12 protein-coding genes and 2 pseudogenes are annotated in these 15,440 nt (G+C 57.3%); 3 read left to right on the top strand and 11 right to left on the bottom strand.

Annotated elements, in window-relative coordinates:
- Positions 1-27 precede the first annotated feature (27 nt).
- Positions 28-210: a hypothetical protein gene (locus IFT47_RS02245; protein ID WP_074890378.1), complete on the top strand. Its 183-nt coding sequence runs from the start codon at positions 28-30 to the stop codon at positions 208-210.
- A gap of 385 nt (positions 211-595) precedes the next feature.
- Here the strand turns inward: IFT47_RS02245 and IFT47_RS02240 are convergent.
- From IFT47_RS02240 to IFT47_RS02215, 7 genes and pseudogenes are all read right to left on the bottom strand, one after another.
- A pseudogene (locus IFT47_RS02240) lies at positions 596-868 on the bottom strand (hypothetical protein); the annotation flags it as partial.
- Between the two features lie 119 nt (positions 869-987).
- A complete protein-coding gene (locus IFT47_RS02235; protein WP_192171025.1) occupies positions 988-1,551 on the bottom strand; it encodes an imm11 family protein in 564 nt (187 codons plus the stop codon).
- The gene (locus IFT47_RS28035; protein ID WP_446731157.1) at positions 1,552-1,986 is read right to left on the bottom strand and encodes an AHH domain-containing protein; all 435 of its coding nucleotides are present in this window, start codon (positions 1,984-1,986) and stop codon (positions 1,552-1,554) included.
- Positions 1,978-3,400: pseudogene (locus IFT47_RS02230) on the bottom strand (RHS repeat-associated core domain-containing protein); the annotation flags it as partial. The pseudogene IFT47_RS02230 and the gene IFT47_RS28035, both read right to left, overlap by 9 nt.
- A gap of 73 nt (positions 3,401-3,473) precedes the next feature.
- On the bottom strand, positions 3,474-3,884 hold the full coding sequence (locus IFT47_RS02225; RefSeq protein WP_192171026.1) for an immunity 22 family protein: 411 nt from the start codon (positions 3,882-3,884) through the stop codon (positions 3,474-3,476).
- Complete coding sequence (locus IFT47_RS02220; protein ID WP_244655829.1) at positions 3,885-8,105, bottom strand: RHS repeat-associated core domain-containing protein; 4,221 nt, start codon at positions 8,103-8,105, stop codon at positions 3,885-3,887. It lies immediately after the preceding gene.
- Positions 8,106-8,110: 5 nt separating this feature from the next.
- Positions 8,111-8,251 carry a hypothetical protein gene (locus IFT47_RS02215; RefSeq protein ID WP_192171027.1) on the bottom strand — a complete coding sequence of 47 codons (141 nt, stop codon included), beginning with the start codon at positions 8,249-8,251 and terminating at the stop codon, positions 8,111-8,113.
- 548 nt (positions 8,252-8,799) lie between these two features.
- Here IFT47_RS02215 and IFT47_RS02210 point away from each other — a divergent pair.
- Together IFT47_RS02210 and IFT47_RS02205 are read left to right on the top strand one after the other, a co-directional pair.
- Complete coding sequence (locus IFT47_RS02210) at positions 8,800-8,991, top strand: hypothetical protein (protein ID WP_192171028.1); 192 nt, start codon at positions 8,800-8,802, stop codon at positions 8,989-8,991.
- Complete coding sequence (locus tag IFT47_RS02205; protein ID WP_192171029.1) at positions 8,988-9,218, top strand: hypothetical protein; 231 nt, start codon at positions 8,988-8,990, stop codon at positions 9,216-9,218. The genes IFT47_RS02210 and IFT47_RS02205 overlap by 4 nt, the downstream gene beginning before the upstream one ends.
- A gap of 34 nt (positions 9,219-9,252) precedes the next feature.
- Here IFT47_RS02205 and IFT47_RS02200 read toward each other — a convergent pair whose 3' ends face one another.
- From IFT47_RS02200 to IFT47_RS02185, 4 genes are all read right to left on the bottom strand, one after another.
- Positions 9,253-9,882 carry a glutathione S-transferase gene (locus IFT47_RS02200; protein ID WP_192171030.1) on the bottom strand — a complete coding sequence of 210 codons (630 nt, stop codon included), beginning with the start codon at positions 9,880-9,882 and terminating at the stop codon, positions 9,253-9,255.
- 2 nt (positions 9,883-9,884) lie between these two features.
- Positions 9,885-10,394, bottom strand: a complete 510-nt coding sequence (locus tag IFT47_RS02195; protein ID WP_037013702.1) for a peptidylprolyl isomerase — start codon at positions 10,392-10,394, stop codon at positions 9,885-9,887.
- A gap of 101 nt (positions 10,395-10,495) precedes the next feature.
- The gene (locus tag IFT47_RS02190; protein WP_192171031.1) at positions 10,496-14,143 is read right to left on the bottom strand and encodes an AAA family ATPase; all 3,648 of its coding nucleotides are present in this window, start codon (positions 14,141-14,143) and stop codon (positions 10,496-10,498) included.
- Positions 14,140-15,381: an exonuclease SbcCD subunit D C-terminal domain-containing protein gene (locus IFT47_RS02185; RefSeq protein WP_192171032.1), complete on the bottom strand. Its 1,242-nt coding sequence runs from the start codon at positions 15,379-15,381 to the stop codon at positions 14,140-14,142. The genes IFT47_RS02190 and IFT47_RS02185 overlap by 4 nt, the downstream gene beginning before the upstream one ends.
- Between the last annotated feature and the right edge of the window lie 59 nt (positions 15,382-15,440).

Genomic DNA, 15,440 nt, shown 5'->3' with positions numbered 1-15,440 from the left:
ACGACACACCACAGCGAGGTACCCACCATGAACTTCAATATCTTCTCCATCATCGCCGCGTCCGCCATCTCCGCTACCGTTGCATTGCCTGCCAGTGCCAGTGTCGAAGCGACCGACAAAAAAGTCAGCTCGACCCAGAGCTACACCCCGAAGTACCTGCAACAAAGCGCCAACTTCTACGCCGCTCTGGATCACAAGATTCAACAATGAATAGTATTTCGAAGTGAATCCATTCCCCGTTAACGAACGTATCGTTGCCGGGGAATGGATTTGTAAGAACCTGATGTAAGCTGCAACTTCTTGATAATCGGAAAACGCTTTCGCGAGCAACTTCGTCTTCTACAGGTTGATGCGACCCACTGACCAATGCGTGTCAGGCCATGCATCAAGTGCCGGCGAGCTTGTTCGCGAAAGCGCTGAATTCCTCCCCTTTGATCCCCGTCTGCTGGATAAGCGATGGGGATTTTTTTGTGGGTTAGAATTAAGCGCCGATGCTAATCAGCTAATCATTCCTCATCTTGTCCTGCCGCCGCTCTGTCGGCTTCGGACACTGTTCTTGTGGGAGCGAGCTTGCTCGCGAAGGCAGCCTTGCGACCATGTCGCTGATCGGCAGACCGTCGAGGTTGAGTTGGTAAAGGTGGCCGCTGACGTAGCACAGGTGATTCAGGTGCTGACCCGTCGGCAACGTCAGCGTGGTCAGGTTGCTTAGCGGATCGTATTCGTAGGCCAGCCCCCTTTGCGGTGTGGTCTCTTCGATGGAACGCTCCAGCAGGTCATAACCAAGATTAAGGTGCTCTGCCGTCACACCCAGTTGTTTCCCGGCATTAGTAGGCTGGAACTCGGTGGTGAGCAACTGGTGTGACTGGTCTTGATGCGAAGATGAATAGTATTAATAATAGCTGCGCTGCCGTTACAATCTGCCCTGATACAAAGCTTTCAAATCAGATACATCGTAATTAAAAATCGAAATCCCAGCTCAGCGCTTTATTACATATTATCTTTCTCCGAGCAGAATTCCACACCCCTGACAGAGTTATTCTTAAAGTGTTCAGCAACATCATCAGAAACTACTACGTGAGAATTGCTTTCCGAAGCACGAAACATACCGCTCTTCGGAATTTTATCGAGCAGCACAATCCTACTAAATTTCTTCGGGCCATCTGGCGTTGACTTGATAAGCGATTTATAACTTGAACTGGTCATATCAAACGCACGCTCCGACCTAAGGTAGTTAATAATGAAATAATCATCATAGCTTTTACCATTAATCATAACGTCAGCACAGATCAGTTGAACATCGCTTGCAAATGTCGAGGAGTTAATAATTTCAGCGAGTTTAGCGCCAACTAGATCCGGGCCATCGCTGAAGAAATAGTCATATTGGCGGAAAGTACTCAATGAAATCTTTTTTGTGAGAGTCACTTTCGGCTTGGCGCCAGTGGCGGAAAGCTTTTTACACGTATTAAACTCTAAATGGTCAAGATTATTTGTGTGATCATAACTTAGCCAGTAACTTTCCGGATATCCATCTGAAGGTGTAAGTAATTTCATTTAGCACTCTCCCTTCCTAACAGAATTTTTGTTCAATTTTGTCTCTCCTTTACGGAGCCCTTGCCTGTCCTCGACGATCATGTCGTCGGGAGCAGCTTTGTATTGCTGCTTGCTCCAACCTTGCTCACGCCCAACTCTCTCAATCTCATTCAGATTGCCCCGAACTTCGGCAGTGTATCCCGGATGTGGGCCCAAGTGGACAGTTCGTACAGGATGATTTTCCGCGTGGGTTGGTAGATAAATTATGTTATTCGATGCATGGATATTCATACCTGACGCTTTCAGCACCGGGTGGCCAGAGAGCTGCAGCGGGATGATGTGAAATTTCTGAAAACCTGATTTCCCAGGCATCGTGTTATAAGTCACAAGGCCATTAGGATCCAACCACATGAGAGGGTTAGGCACATACTGATAGAGATTAAATTCACCTTCCAACCCAATCGGATCCTGCGTAATAAAACGCCCTATCTCAGGATCGTAGTACCTGAACGTGTTGTAGTGCAGGTCCGTCTCATCGTCAAAGTACTGTCCTTGAAACCGCAGGTTTTGCTCAGCCTCATTCACAGCCAGGGTTTCGACATCACCCCACGCCTTGTACGTTTGTCGAGGGTGCGGGTCAGTTCGCCAGCCGGATCGTATTGGTAGCGGCGGTGGATAGGGTTGTAGGCGTGGTCGATCAGCAGGCTGTTATTACCGGGGTTGTGGATCTGCGACAGCTTTTCCGCCGGAATAGTCGATGCAGACTGCCAGCTCTTGCGCCCCATCGCATCGTAACCAAAACAACTGGTGAGCTTACCTTGCGTGCGATAAACCTCTCGATGGAGGTCGTCGCGCTCCATGTCGCTGAGGAGCAAACCGTCGAGGTTGAGTTGGTGCAGGTGGCCGCTGCCGTAGTACAGATGATTCAGGTGCTGACCAGTCGGCAATGTCAGCGTGGTCAGATTGCTGAGCGGATCGTATTCGTAGGCCAGCGCGCCTTGCGATGTGGTTTCTTTGATCAACCGGCCCAGCAGGTCGTAGGCAACTCCAGTTTCTCTTCGCCAATGCCAAGCTTCTTACCGACCGAGGTAGGCAACCGCTCAATCGACAACAGCCGGTCTCCCTCGTCATAACTGTAATCCTGCCGCGCATCCTGATTGACCTTGGCCAGCAACCGTCCAATGACATCGCGTTCAAATTCGGTACTGCGCTGCGGCCGCTCCACCCTGTCGCCGTAGCCGATTTCATCCAAGCGCGTCAGATACCCACCCAAGTTGTAGGTGAACCGACGCGTCAGATTGTCGATACGCTTTTCTCCGATCAGTCGATCCGACGCATCGTAGGCAAACTCATAAGTCGCATTATTTTCGTTAACCAGCGCTGTAAGACGAATCGCCTTGTCGTAGTCGTAACGAATGCGCTGGCCCTTCGCATCCTGTCGGATAGAAGCAGCCCCCTTGCAGTACGGAGCAGACGCGTGGTCTGTCCCTTGCCATCGGTATGCGTCAGCACTTGGCCAAGTGTGTTGTAGGTAAACGACTCAGCGGTGCCATCCGGGTGCTCGATGCGCACAACTTCGCCATCAGGTTTGCGCTCAAGTCGTGTCGTCTGATTCAGCGCATCGGTGACGGCAATCAGATGAGACCGATCATCGTAGGCGTAAACGGTGCTTTTACCTGAACAATCCTGAAACCGCTCGACCTGAGCGAAGTTACTCCACCACAGGTATTTTGATTTGTAGGTCTCATCAATGATGGTGTGGGGAAACCGTCATCGCAGTTGAGCTGCTCGGCCTTATGGCCGAGCGCGTCGTATAAAACGATGAGGTAGCGTTCTCGTTGTACCGGGCATACCAGCCTCTGCCATCCGGAGGCAGTTTCGGTGATCACGCGGATACTTTCACCAGCGTGCTTTCTAATAGAACAGCAGCCAACGACCTAAATTCAATTGCCTTCGTACAAACCTATATACTTGAGGCCATTGTAATTCTGCTTGTACGGAGTAGGCACAGCTATTCCACCGTCCGAATACCAAAACATGGCATTCGCTTTATGCACTCCCAAGTTAAAGCATTCGGCCTTCACGTTTTCTAGCTGCGACGGGTCAATGGCAGACTCCTGAAGTAGAACATCCAAGTCGACCTCTTTATCTTTCCTAGGAATGATACCAATAAAATCTTCGTCATACCGCCTTTGCCCTATATCCTTACAAAATCCGCAAACTTTGTACGACGGCTCATCCAGCTCGGAGTCATAGTCCAACTCAAAGTACTTCTGATACTCCGACTCCGGCTCAAAATTAGTACCGATCCATAGATGCACTTTGTCGTACCGCTCAATATCGTATTCATCCACTTAGCACGCTCCCAATTTCATGTGTTTGCTATGGTGTTTATCAATCACACTTAACGCCTCAGCTTTGGTACTCGTTTTTGATAGATCCTTGATTAACTTGTTGTGGAAGTTTCGGCCCGCACTGCTGCCATGATGAGGGCCATCAGGGACTGGGTTGCCATGCTTATCCGTTACGCCCACAAAGATGATATCTTTGGTGGGTACCGTGAGTTCTTTAAGCTCCTGAGCACTAAAGCCTAACTCCTTAGCCTTGGCCGCCATAGATACCGGGAACATTTCATGTTTACCTCCAGGCCTACGAAGCGCGTCTTCAACTGCAGTCTTATTCGAAATTACATCTTTAACAGAGGCATCGTTAAACCAACTATCAAAGCCTCCTTTGGGCCAAGGAAGCCAGCCCAGGGGATCTATCCAAAGCGTAGGTGCTAGCACGTAAGAGTACAAGTTCAGGCCGCCCATCAAACCGATAGGGTCCTGCGTGACATACCGCCCCACCTCCGGGTCGTAATACCTGAATGTGTTGAAGTGCAGTCCCGTCTCCTCGTCGAAGTACTGACCCTGAAACCGCAGATTCTGCTCAACCTCATTCACGGCAAAAGACTCGACCTCGCCCCACGCCTTGTACGTCGCCTGCCAAACAATCTCTCCGTCGACATCGGTCATCTCCAGCGGCGTGCCGATCTGGTCGGTATGGAAGTAGTAAAGTTTCTGCTCTGCCTCACCTTCGTTTTGGTCTATCCGGGCCAGCGGCGCGTAGCTGCCCGGCTCATAAATATAGAGGCTGCTGTGCCACGGCTTTTCCTCACGCAGCATCCGTAGGCCTTGCCAGAGGAACTGGTTGTGCTCGGTTTGCCCTTCAATCTCGGACGTCTTTCCGACGCGCCGCCCTAGGCTGTCATAACGATACGTCCCAACGCTATGCACCTGGCTGTTGACCATCGTCTCCGCACGAACAAGACGGTTTTCGCAATCGTAGGTGAACGTCTGGAGCTTGCTCAGCCCTGAGCGTTTTTCAATCAGGTTGCCCCACGCGTCATAGGTATATTCCTGGTCGCGCCATTGCTTGATGCGGTTGTCTTTGACCTGATCAAACTGGCTGGTATTGAAATTCAGCCGGTTGGCTGCTGCGTCGTATCTGAACTCTTCGCTATCAACCAAGCGGCCAGTATCACGGCTGTGCAGCTGGCCGTTCGCTTCATACTCGTATTTGATCTCGCCGCGTAGTTTGTCGAGGGTGCGGGTCAGTTCGCCAGCCGGATCGTATTGGTAGCAGCGGTGGATAGGGTTGTAGGCATGGTCGATCAGCAGCCTGTTATTGCCGGGGTTGTGGATCTGCGAGAGCTTTTCGCCAGGTATCGTCGATGCGAACTGCCAGCTCTTACGCCCCATCGCATCGTAGCCAAAGCAACTGGTCAGTTTGCCTTGCGTGCGGTAAACCTCGCGATGCAGGTCATCGCGCTCCATGTCGCTGATGAGTAAACCGTCAAGGTTAAGTTGGTGCAGGTGGCCGCTGCCGTAATACAGATGGTTCAGGTGCTGGCCCGTCGGTAATGTCAACGTAGTTAGGTTGCCAAGCGGATCGTATTCATAGGCCAGCACACCTTGCGGTGTAGTCTCATTGATCACACGGCTCAGCAAGTCATAGGAAAATTCCAGACGCTCTTCACCGATTCCGAGCTTCTTACCAAGCGCCGTAGGCGTTCGTTCAATAGAGAGAAGACGATCACCTTTGTCGTAGGCGTAATCCTGCCGCGCATCCTGATTGACCTTCGCCAGCAAGCGGCCAATCACATCGCGCTCATATTCCGTACTGCGCTGCGGCCGCTCTGCTCGATCTCCGTAGCCGATTTCATCAACGCGCGTCAGATGTCCGCCCAGGTTGTAGCTGAAGCGGCGCGTCAGATTGTCAATGCGTTTTTCTTCGATCAGCCGATCCGACTCATCGTAGGCAAACTCATAAGCCGCATTGTTTTCGTTGACCAGCGCTGTCAGCCGGATCGCCTTGTCATACTCATAGCGAATGCGCTGTCCCTTCGCATCCTGTCGGCTAGAAGGGAGCCCGCGTGCAGTACGCAGCAAGCGCGTGGTCTGTCCCTTGCCATCGGTGTGCGTCAGCACCTGGCCAATGGCGTTGTAGGTAAACGACTCAGTCGTACCATCCGGACGCTCAATGCGCAGCACTTCGCCGTCGGGTTTGCGCTCAAGCCGTGTGGTCTGGTTCAGCGCATCTGTCATGGCGATCAGGTGGGACCTGTCGTCGTAGGTGTAAAAGGTGCTTTTGCCGGAGCAATCCTGAAAACGCTCGACCTGAGCGAACGTGTTCCACCAGAGATATTTCGACTTGTAGGTAGCGTCGATAATCGTGTGCGGCAGGCCGTCTTCGCTGTTGAGGTACTCGGTTTTGTGGCCGAGTGCATCGACTTCTGCGATGAGATTACCTTTTTTATCGTAACGGGCTTTCCAGGTGCTGCCGTCTGGGTAAGTGACCGACGAAACCAGCGTTGTCAGGTGGTGATAGCTGTAGCTGATGGTCCGGCCGAACGGGTCCGACTCCTCAACCAGTCGCGAATATTCGTCGTACTTGAACGTCAGACGGTTACCATCTGGCAGCGTCATTCCGGTCATGTTGCCGGTGTCGTCGATCTCGATCACGTAACGTTCGCCACCGTAGTCACGGCTCGCAACAACGCGATGATCCTCGTTGTAGTGCACCTCCAGCTCACGACCCAAGACTTCAACCGCCCAGGAAGTCCGGTTCTTGAAGTCATAACGGAAATGAAAGTGCTCGCCGTCGCTGGTCCAGTGCTCCACCACGCGGGGCTGACCGTCAAGGGTTTCCCAGCGGTAGTTGCAGCTCAGGCCCAGCGCGTTGCTGTGGCTGACAATCACGCCGTCGGCGTAGCTGAAACGGCGTGTCAAGTCGCCGTTGCGGTTGATCACTTCGGTGAGCTGACCGTTGTCGTCGTAACGGTACTGAACGAGGGTTTCGACGCCCAGGTTCTCGACCACACGTTTGACGTCGGTCAGGCGTCCCAGCGGGTTGTCATATTCCAGATGAACGCGCACGCCGCCAGTGGCACTGATGTCAGTGAGCGAACCGTCGACGGTGTAGGCGAAATGCAGAAAATGCCCCAGGGCGTTTTCGATGCGCTGGATCGGCGCGGGCGTGTTGTCGTCCGGAACTTCGCCAAAGTAGAAGAAGATGTTGTCGAGGGTTTGCAGCAGGTAATGCCCGCCCTCGGTGCAGACCAGATAAACCTGTTCGTGGGGGTTATAGATCCGCTGGCCCGGTTCGACATTCACGAAAGGAACGGTTCGACCCTGATTATCGGTGAGGTAAACGAAGCTGCCTTTGCGGCGCAGGCTCTGTTCCCAAGGCAGGATCCAGCCGCGACCCAAAATACTGTCTACGGCCAGATCGCTTGCATAAAACCGCGACCACTCAATTGGCATCAAACCGGGCAGGCTGAAATCGACTTCATCGGGGATGAATTTACGGCCTGTGGTCAGATCAACAGGGTTACCTGCATGACCACCGACCGCACGCTCAATGGCGGGGCCCACTACATATCGGCTGGCGACTTCGCCCGCGACAAAACCTGCGGTGAACTTCATGACGCACGGCATGACTGCTTTCATGCCTGCCTGGGTGCCCTGCTTGATCAGTTGGGCAATGCCGCCGGCAGCACCGGCCACCGCCATCAGTACATCAACGGTTGTGCGCAACCAGCCTGGAATTTCATCGTCGACGGGTAAATAACGGTAGGTACCGCCGCCAATGAATACGTTATCCGAGCCGCTGGAGATGGTACTGCCACAGGTGAGCTTGTCTTTTTTGCGCGCCGCCGCTGTGCCGTTGATGAAGACGTTGGTGGACCCCTCGGCTACCTGCGCGGGCGCCCCCGGATGCTTGCTGCATGCGCCTAGACTTTGGGCAACATGCGCCGCTTGGCGACTGTTAACGAAGACGTTGGGCGAAGCGGTTACGATCGTGCCGGAAGGGGACGAAAATAAACTACCCAAGGCTTCTCCCGCAGCAGTGAGCAGGCTACCTCCAACGCCTGCTGCCATCCCTGCGAGAAGCGCAACGCCAAAACCACAGGTGAAGGTGGCGATAGCAACTGTGGCCACCAGTGCAATGCCCAATGCAGCACCGAGGAGAAATCCTCCCAAGGCACCCGTATGCGATATTTCATCACCAAACCGAGCGGCTTCAAACATGAGGGCTACTCCTGTTCACTGGCGTCGGGCACGGGCTGGCCGTTTTGCATTTTGGCGAGCAAGTCGATCCGGTTCTGATTTTGCCCAGCACTCTTGAACAGGCGCCAGTTCTGGGGCGAGAGCAACGCGGCAAGGTCCATCATCATATAAATCTCCTTGAAGGCACGGGGGCGGAACGCTACCGCCATGCTCAGCAACAACAGGTTACGAGCATATCTGGCGCTGACGCCGTTTTTGCATGACCGCTTACGTCCACGCGCAAACGTCGTCACAGTCTCAAATTCGTTACAGATGTTTCAGCGTGCCAAAGAAGACACTCATGCACCTCGCCCTGTCAACTCGGCGCGTCGATTCACCCACTCACATGGCTTTAAACATCGGAGGAATCGTCGCTAAAAAGTTGATGACGCGCCAGGGTGCGAGGTCGCAGTGAACGCAGTTGCATTCCTACTGTTACGTAGGACGAAAATTACAGATGGGGTCGACTTGGTGCAGATTTTCACGGCCTATTCGCGAGCAAGCTCGCTCCCACTTGGATTGATGTAAATAGGACCAATGCGTTGGTCTATCAGCCTGATTAATTTCCCAAATAATCAACCCCATCGATCTTTTGAATCGCCAGCCATCGTTTTTTAACCCGCACAACTTCAAGCATTCTGGGCGCCTGAAACAGACACGTCCCGGAGCTTCAATCATGGCCACTGCCATCCTCAATTCAATTAAACACGGCGCATATACCGCCATAGCGTTGTATGTGGTTTTCATCGCAGTGGTTACCGTCGTCAGCACGAACCCACAACTCAATGCCCCGTCGCAGATGTCGACGCAAACCGCTTCGGTTGAATTCAATCGTGCGGCTGTTCAGTCCCAGGGGCGTGCGTCGTGAAAGGCGCGAACTTCTGGGTGATTGTGTTCTTCGCACTGATCAACAACGGCTGCTCATTGCTCGGCCATGGCGAAGGTTCGGTGGGCGGTGTGGCACGCAGCATGGAGTTAAAGACCGAGGTCGCTGAAGCGGTCGAGATGCAGCGCTCGCAGAAGCTTAACGCGGGTAATCCTCCGCCACGGCACAGCGAAATAATTTCACCGATCTTTCAACTGGACGTGGTGTAGCGAAGTGGTGGGGCTATTCAGCAACGCGCTGCAATCAGCGCTTGGCCATCGCATTGATGAACAGGTCCGAGGCGAGGAAGCGCTGCAACCAGCGTTGCAGATGGGGGTAGGGGCTTTGCCAGAACCAGTCCGCATCCACCGCGCAAAATTGCCGTATGAACGGCGCAATGGCGATGTCGGCCAGGGTCAGTCGATGGGCGATCAGAAAGTCCCGTGACGCCAGTAATTCGTTCAGCCTGCGCAGAAACCTCTCACCCCGCTGGCGGTATTCTTCCTGCGTGAATTCGGGATAACGCACGGCGTATTTGTAGTGATCCAGATCCTGTTTGAAGCTGCTGTCGTTTTCCGCGATCAGCGCGGCGATCTGTTGCTGACTTTCGACGTTGCGTGCGAGGGACCAATCGTCCGGGTCATGCTGCGCCAGCGCCCAGCCCATGATGTCCAGACTCTGCTCCAGCACCCGGTCTTCCAGCACCAGAACCGGCACAGTGCCCTTGGGTGATCGTTCGAGCATTTCAGCCGGTTTGGCCTTGAGGCTGACTTCCACCGTGTGCACCGGTACGCCGCAATACCCCAGCGCCATGCGAGCGCGCATGGCGTAGGGGCAGCGGCGGAACGAGTAGAGCGTCGGCACCGTCGATTCAGCGTGAGGCGCCGACGTCATGCTCAAGCCTCGGTCAGTTCGCCGCAATCGGCGATGACGACTTTCTTGCTGGTGCGGCCGGATTGCGAACCCAGCGCTTCGATGGCCTTGACCACGTCCATGCCTTCGATGACTTTGCCGAAGACGACGTGTTTGCCGTCCAGCCATTCGGTGACGATGGTGGTGATGAAGAACTGGCTGCCGTTGGTGTTCGGGCCAGCGTTTGCCATCGACAGGTCACCTGGGGCGGTGTGCTTGAGGGTGAAGTTTTCGTCTTCGAACTTGTTGCCGTAGATCGACTTGCCACCGGTGCCGTTGTGGTTAGTGAAATCACCGCCCTGCAGCATGAAGTTCTGGATCACGCGGTGGAAGGACGAACCCTTGTAGCTCAGGCCGTCGCCTTTTTCGCCGGTGCACAGTGCGCGGAAGTTTTCAGCGGTTTTCGGAACGACGTCGTTGTGCAGCTCCATGACGATGCGGCCCATTGGCTCGTCGTTGGCAGTGATGTCGAAAAATACTTTTGAGTTTGCCACGTGGTTTTACCTTCTTTCGAGTTTGGCGCGACTGTCGCGCAAGGGGTACAGGGTTGCACAGAAACGCCATCGGGCGCGTCCGTGCGTCGTGAAAAAACGGATTAGCCGCTGCTGACCTCCACGGTGCTCAGGCCATTGCCCTGACGCCGCACCTGAATCTGCACGGGGATTCGCTCGTGCATTTCCTGCACGTGGGAGATCACCCCGACCTTGCGGCCCTGGGCCTGCAGCCCGTCGAGGGCGTCCATGGCCAGTTGCAGGGATTCGGGGTCAAGGCTGCCGAAGCCTTCATCGATGAACAGCGATTCAATCTTCAGCGTGCTTGAAGCCATGGACGCGAGGCCCAGCGCCAGGGCGAGGGACACCAGGAAGGTTTCACCGCCCGAGAGCGAGTGAATCGAGCGCAGTTCGTCGCCCATTTCGGTGTCCATGACCAGCAGGCCGAGCATGCTGCCGCCGCGTTTCAGGCGATAGCGACGCACCAGCTGCTTGAGCTGCGCGTTGGCGTGGTGCACCAGCAGATCGAGGTTGTAGGCCTGGGCGATCTTGCGGAACGTATCGCCGGTGGCGGAGCCGATCAGCGCGTTGAGTCGGCCCCAGCGCAGATATTCAGCGTGTGCGTGGGCGATGCGCTCCTGCAGCTCGCTGCTGGCGTCGCGACGGCGGTTGTCTTCGCTGACCTGGGCGCGCAGGTCGGCGCACAGTTGATCTTGAACCACCGATTGCGCCTGCGCTTCGGTCAACGCGGCCAGTAACTGCTCGGCGTCGCCACTGTCGCTGTGCTGGGCCTGATGCTGCTGCAACTGCGCCGCGCGCTCTGCCACCAGAACCCGGGCTTGCTCCAGGGCTTTTTCGCTGGACTGCAATTGCTGACGCAACTCGCCAACGCTGTCGTCGCTCATCCCCAGCAACACCTCAAGCGCGGCATCGTCGAGCTCGCTGTGGCTGCTGCGCCACTCGGCGATCTGCCGTTCGAGTTCTCCCAACTCCTGTTCAAGGGCCTGCAAGCGCTGTTGCTCACCCTCCAGCTCTGCGGTGAGCTTGATCAGTTCGCTGCGCGCCGCTTGCAGTTCATGGGCGATGGCGTTTTGCGCCTCCCGCGCCTGCTCGACCGCCTGTTCAAGGGCGCGCTGCCAGCGCTCGGGTGACGCGTGGTCGCCGAGGGTCTGCGCCAGTTGCTGTTGCACTGTCTGGTGTTGCTGCTGACGGGCATCGAGTTGAGCCTGCAACTTTTGATGTTCTGCCGCGCGACTTTGCTGGGCGGCTTGCTCGCGCTCGAGTTTTTGCGCGCGCTCGCTGTGCTCCTGCTGCTCGGTCTTCTGCTGCTCGAGCTGCTCGACACGGGCGGCAATGTCGTTGTCCAGCTGCATGAAGCTCTGGGTCGCCGACTCGCGCCACTGGCTCAGGCTTTCGGCAGGCAGCAGCGGCTCAAACTCCTGCAGCGCCGCTTCGAAGCCCTGATTGTCGAGGGCGATATGGCGTTGCTGATCGTCGAGCAGCTTCATCGCCTGCTGACTGGCCTCGCGCGCATCGAGCACTTGCTGCTGCAGGGACTCGGCGTCCCGCTGCACTTTCAGCAAACGGGTCTGGCGCTGTTCGGCGCTGTGAATGTCCTGGGCCAGCTGATGCAGGCGTTCGCTCAGCCAGTCGCCGCGCAGGTGCTCGGGTTGCTCCAGCAAACGCGGATAGACCGGGTGAGCTTCCAGTTCAGGCGCCAGTCTTTCCAGCTGTTCGGCCAGTTGGTCCTGCTGCGGTTTGGACTGCTTGAGCTGGTTATTGAGCTCGGCGACTTCGGCGCGCAGCTCGGCGAGCTTTTCACTGAGCTGCCGGACGGTTTGCCGGGCGCGTGCTTCTTCGCCGTCGTCGTGCCCCGACAGCGCTTCAAGCAGCGCGGCGGACTGGTGATAGGGATGTTCTTCGCTGCCGCACACCGGGCACGGTTGCTGGTCGACCAGTTGCTCGCGCAGTTGCTCGACACTGGCGCTGCGGGCCAGGCGCTGGCGTTGCAGCAGTTCAACGGTGACCTTCAGCGCCTGCTCGGCGGCTTCGTGTTCGGCCTTGAGTTTCAGGCCTTGGGCGATGCTTTGGGCGCGACGCTCGGTGGCCTGCTGCTGGCGGGTTTGCACGTCGAGCAGGCGGCCGGCGACGTCCTGATGCCGCTGCCACAGACGTTCAAGTGAGTCGCTGGCGCCGTGCTGCTGGCGGTTGTCCTGCAGGAGTTGCCCCAGCCGTTCGATTTCGTGGCTGACCGCGTCGGCCTTGACCTCGGCGTCGTCGTACAGCGCCTGCAACGCGCTGCGGCGCTCGCTTAGCGTCTGCTCGGCGAGGGTGGCGTTTTTCTCCAGCTGCGGCAGCTCGGCACGTCCCTGAATCAGGCGCGCGCTGAGCTGCACGGTTTGTTGCAGACGCGGCCGGTAGGCGCTCCACGACTGACTCAGCGTGGTCAGCGACGCGCTCTGCTCCAGCTGCTCGGCGATCGACTGCAAACGCCCTTCGACCTGGCGCTGCTGCTCGGCCAGGTGATCGAGGGTCGACTGACCTTCGGTGCTGGCCTGCTGCGCGGCACGCGTGTGCTCGCCGAGTTGTTGCAGCTCCTGATTCAGATGGTTGAGCTGGGCCTGCTGCTCGAACGCTTCACTCAGGACAGGCCGCGCATTGAGCAGTTGTTCCTGCGCTTGCTGCAACGCGCCGTCGGCGCTGATGCGTTTGCTGTCCAGGTCGGCGATGCGCCCATCGAGCCCGGTTTGCTTGAGCTGATGGGCCTGAATCGCGGCGGTCAGCGGCGCGAGCTGAGCCTGAAGCCTGGACCGCTGACCGAACAGATGCCGCTGTGGCGCCAGACGCTCCAGCAGCGCAAGCCGCTGGCGATCGGCGCTGTGTGCGTCCCATGTCTGTTGGGCGCTGGCGAGCTGTTCGTTGGCCGCCTGATGGCTGTCGCCCAGGCGATTCAATTCCTTGAACCACTGCTGCTTGAGCTCCAGCTGGCGCAGGTGCGCCTGTTGCAGTTTCAGTTGCTGCTGGGCGTCGTTGAAGCGCTGCTCAAGCTCGGCGCGCTGCTCCGACTCCATCGGCGTCAGCGTGCCGGCCTGGGCCTGAAGGGTTTTCAGCGCTTCTTCGGCTTCCTTGCTTTTGCTGTAGGCGCGGCGGCCCAACTGGCTGTAGATCGCCGTGTCGGTGAGCTTCTCCAGCAGTTCGCTGCGGTCTTTGTCATCGGCCTTGAGGAAGGCGCTGAACTCGCTTTGCGCCAGCATCACCGCCCGGGTGAACTGCTGGAAGTTCAGCCCCAGTCGCGCTTCGAGCAGGGTCTTGTACTCGGTCTTGTTCTGCGTGCTGAGAATCTGCTCGCTGTCCAGGTCGATCAGTGTCTGGCGGCTGGCCTGGAGTTTTTTCGTGGCGTTGTCACGGGCGCGGTTGGCTTCCCAGCGCGCGCGATACCGGCGCTTGTCGATGCCGATGAAATCCACCTCGGCGTAACCGCTGCCGGTGCCGCGACGCAGCAGGTTGCGCGGATCGTTGGTGCTGATATCCCCGTCGATCTCCGGCACGCGGGACTGGCCGATGTTGTTCAGCCGGGGAATCGCGCCGAACAGCGCCAGGCACAGGGCATCCAGCAGCGTGCTCTTGCCCGCGCCGGTGGGGCCGGTGATGGCGAACAGGCCGGCGCTGGCGAGGGGCTCGGCGGTGAAATCCAGCTCGAACGGGCCAGCCAGCGAGGCGAGGTTTTTCAGGCGAATGGCGAGGATCTTCATGGCTGCTCGCTCTCCAGCTGCACGTCCTGAAGCAGGGTCGCAAAGTCCTGCAGCGTCTGTTCGTCGACCTCGCTGCCGTAGCTGTCCTGCCAGGCACGGCTGAACAGTTCTTGGGGGCTCAGTTGATCCAGCTCGATCAAGTCCTGGTTGGCGTCTTCATCGCGACCGCCCTTGCCGGCGTATTCGGCGGCGATGCGCACCAGTCGCACGGCCTTGCCTTCCAGCGCGGCCTCAATCTGGTTGCGCAGATCCGGCTGCGGCTCGTCCAGGCGTACGCGGACTTCGAGCCACGGTTGACGGTCGACGTCGGCCAGCAGGTCGATGTCCGGGAGATCCCGCAGTTGCAGCAACAGCTCGGCCAAGCTTGCCGGGCCGACCCGTTGCAGGTTCACGGCGCGGGGGATCAGCAGCGGTTTGACGCTGACCAGTGTGTCGCCGTCGCACTCGACTTCGAGGATCTGATGCTGGTAGCCGATTTCCGAAAACGACAGGGGAATCGGCGAGCCGCAGTAGCGAATGCGGTCTTCGCCATTGATTCGCTGGGGTTTGTGCAGATGACCCAGGGCCACGTAGGTGATGCTCTCGCCGAACAGGCTGGCGGGCAGGGCTTCGGCGTTGCCGATGATCAGGCTGCGTTCGGAGTCTTCCGACACCGAGCCGCCGGCCATGTGCGCGTGGCTGATGGCGATCAGCGACTGGCCTTTCTTGCGCCGCTGGTTTGCGGCGGCGATGAGCATTTCGTGGACCTGCCCGATGCCGCGCAGATAGTTATCGCCCAACGCGGCGCCGGTCACTTCGGCGGGGCGCAGGAAAGGCAGCGCCAGACACCAGCCGACGACTTTGCCCTTGGCATTGCTCAGTGGCAGCAACAGGCGATCGACGTCGAGCACGCCATCGTCGAGCCAGAGCACCCGGCCCAGGGCGTGGGTGCGCAGGCGTCGCATCAGCGGCGCGGGCAGTTCGATGCGCGAGCCGGAATCGTGGTTGCCGGCGATCATGACGATGGTCAGCTGCGGGTTCTGCTCGTGGGCGCTGACGATGAAATCGTACAGGCGCTCCTGGGATTTGACCGGCGGATTGACCGTGTCAAAGATGTCGCCGGCGATCAGCAGGACATCTGGTTTGCGCTCGGCCAGACGGGCCAGCAGCCAGGTCAGAAAGCTGGCGTGTTCGAAATCTCGCTCCTGACCATGAAGGTTCTGGCCGAGGTGCCAGTCGGAGGTGTGGAACAGACGCATGGGGGTACCTTGGTTTAACGATCAGCCTGTTTTCCAGTGTTGCCGGAAAACGCGCTGAT

This window comes from Pseudomonas sp. CFBP 13711 (assembly GCF_014842265.1).
In the GTDB taxonomy this organism is placed as follows: Bacteria; Pseudomonadota; Gammaproteobacteria; order Pseudomonadales; family Pseudomonadaceae; genus Aquipseudomonas.
This window is presented reverse-complemented; position numbering and strand designations above follow the sequence as displayed.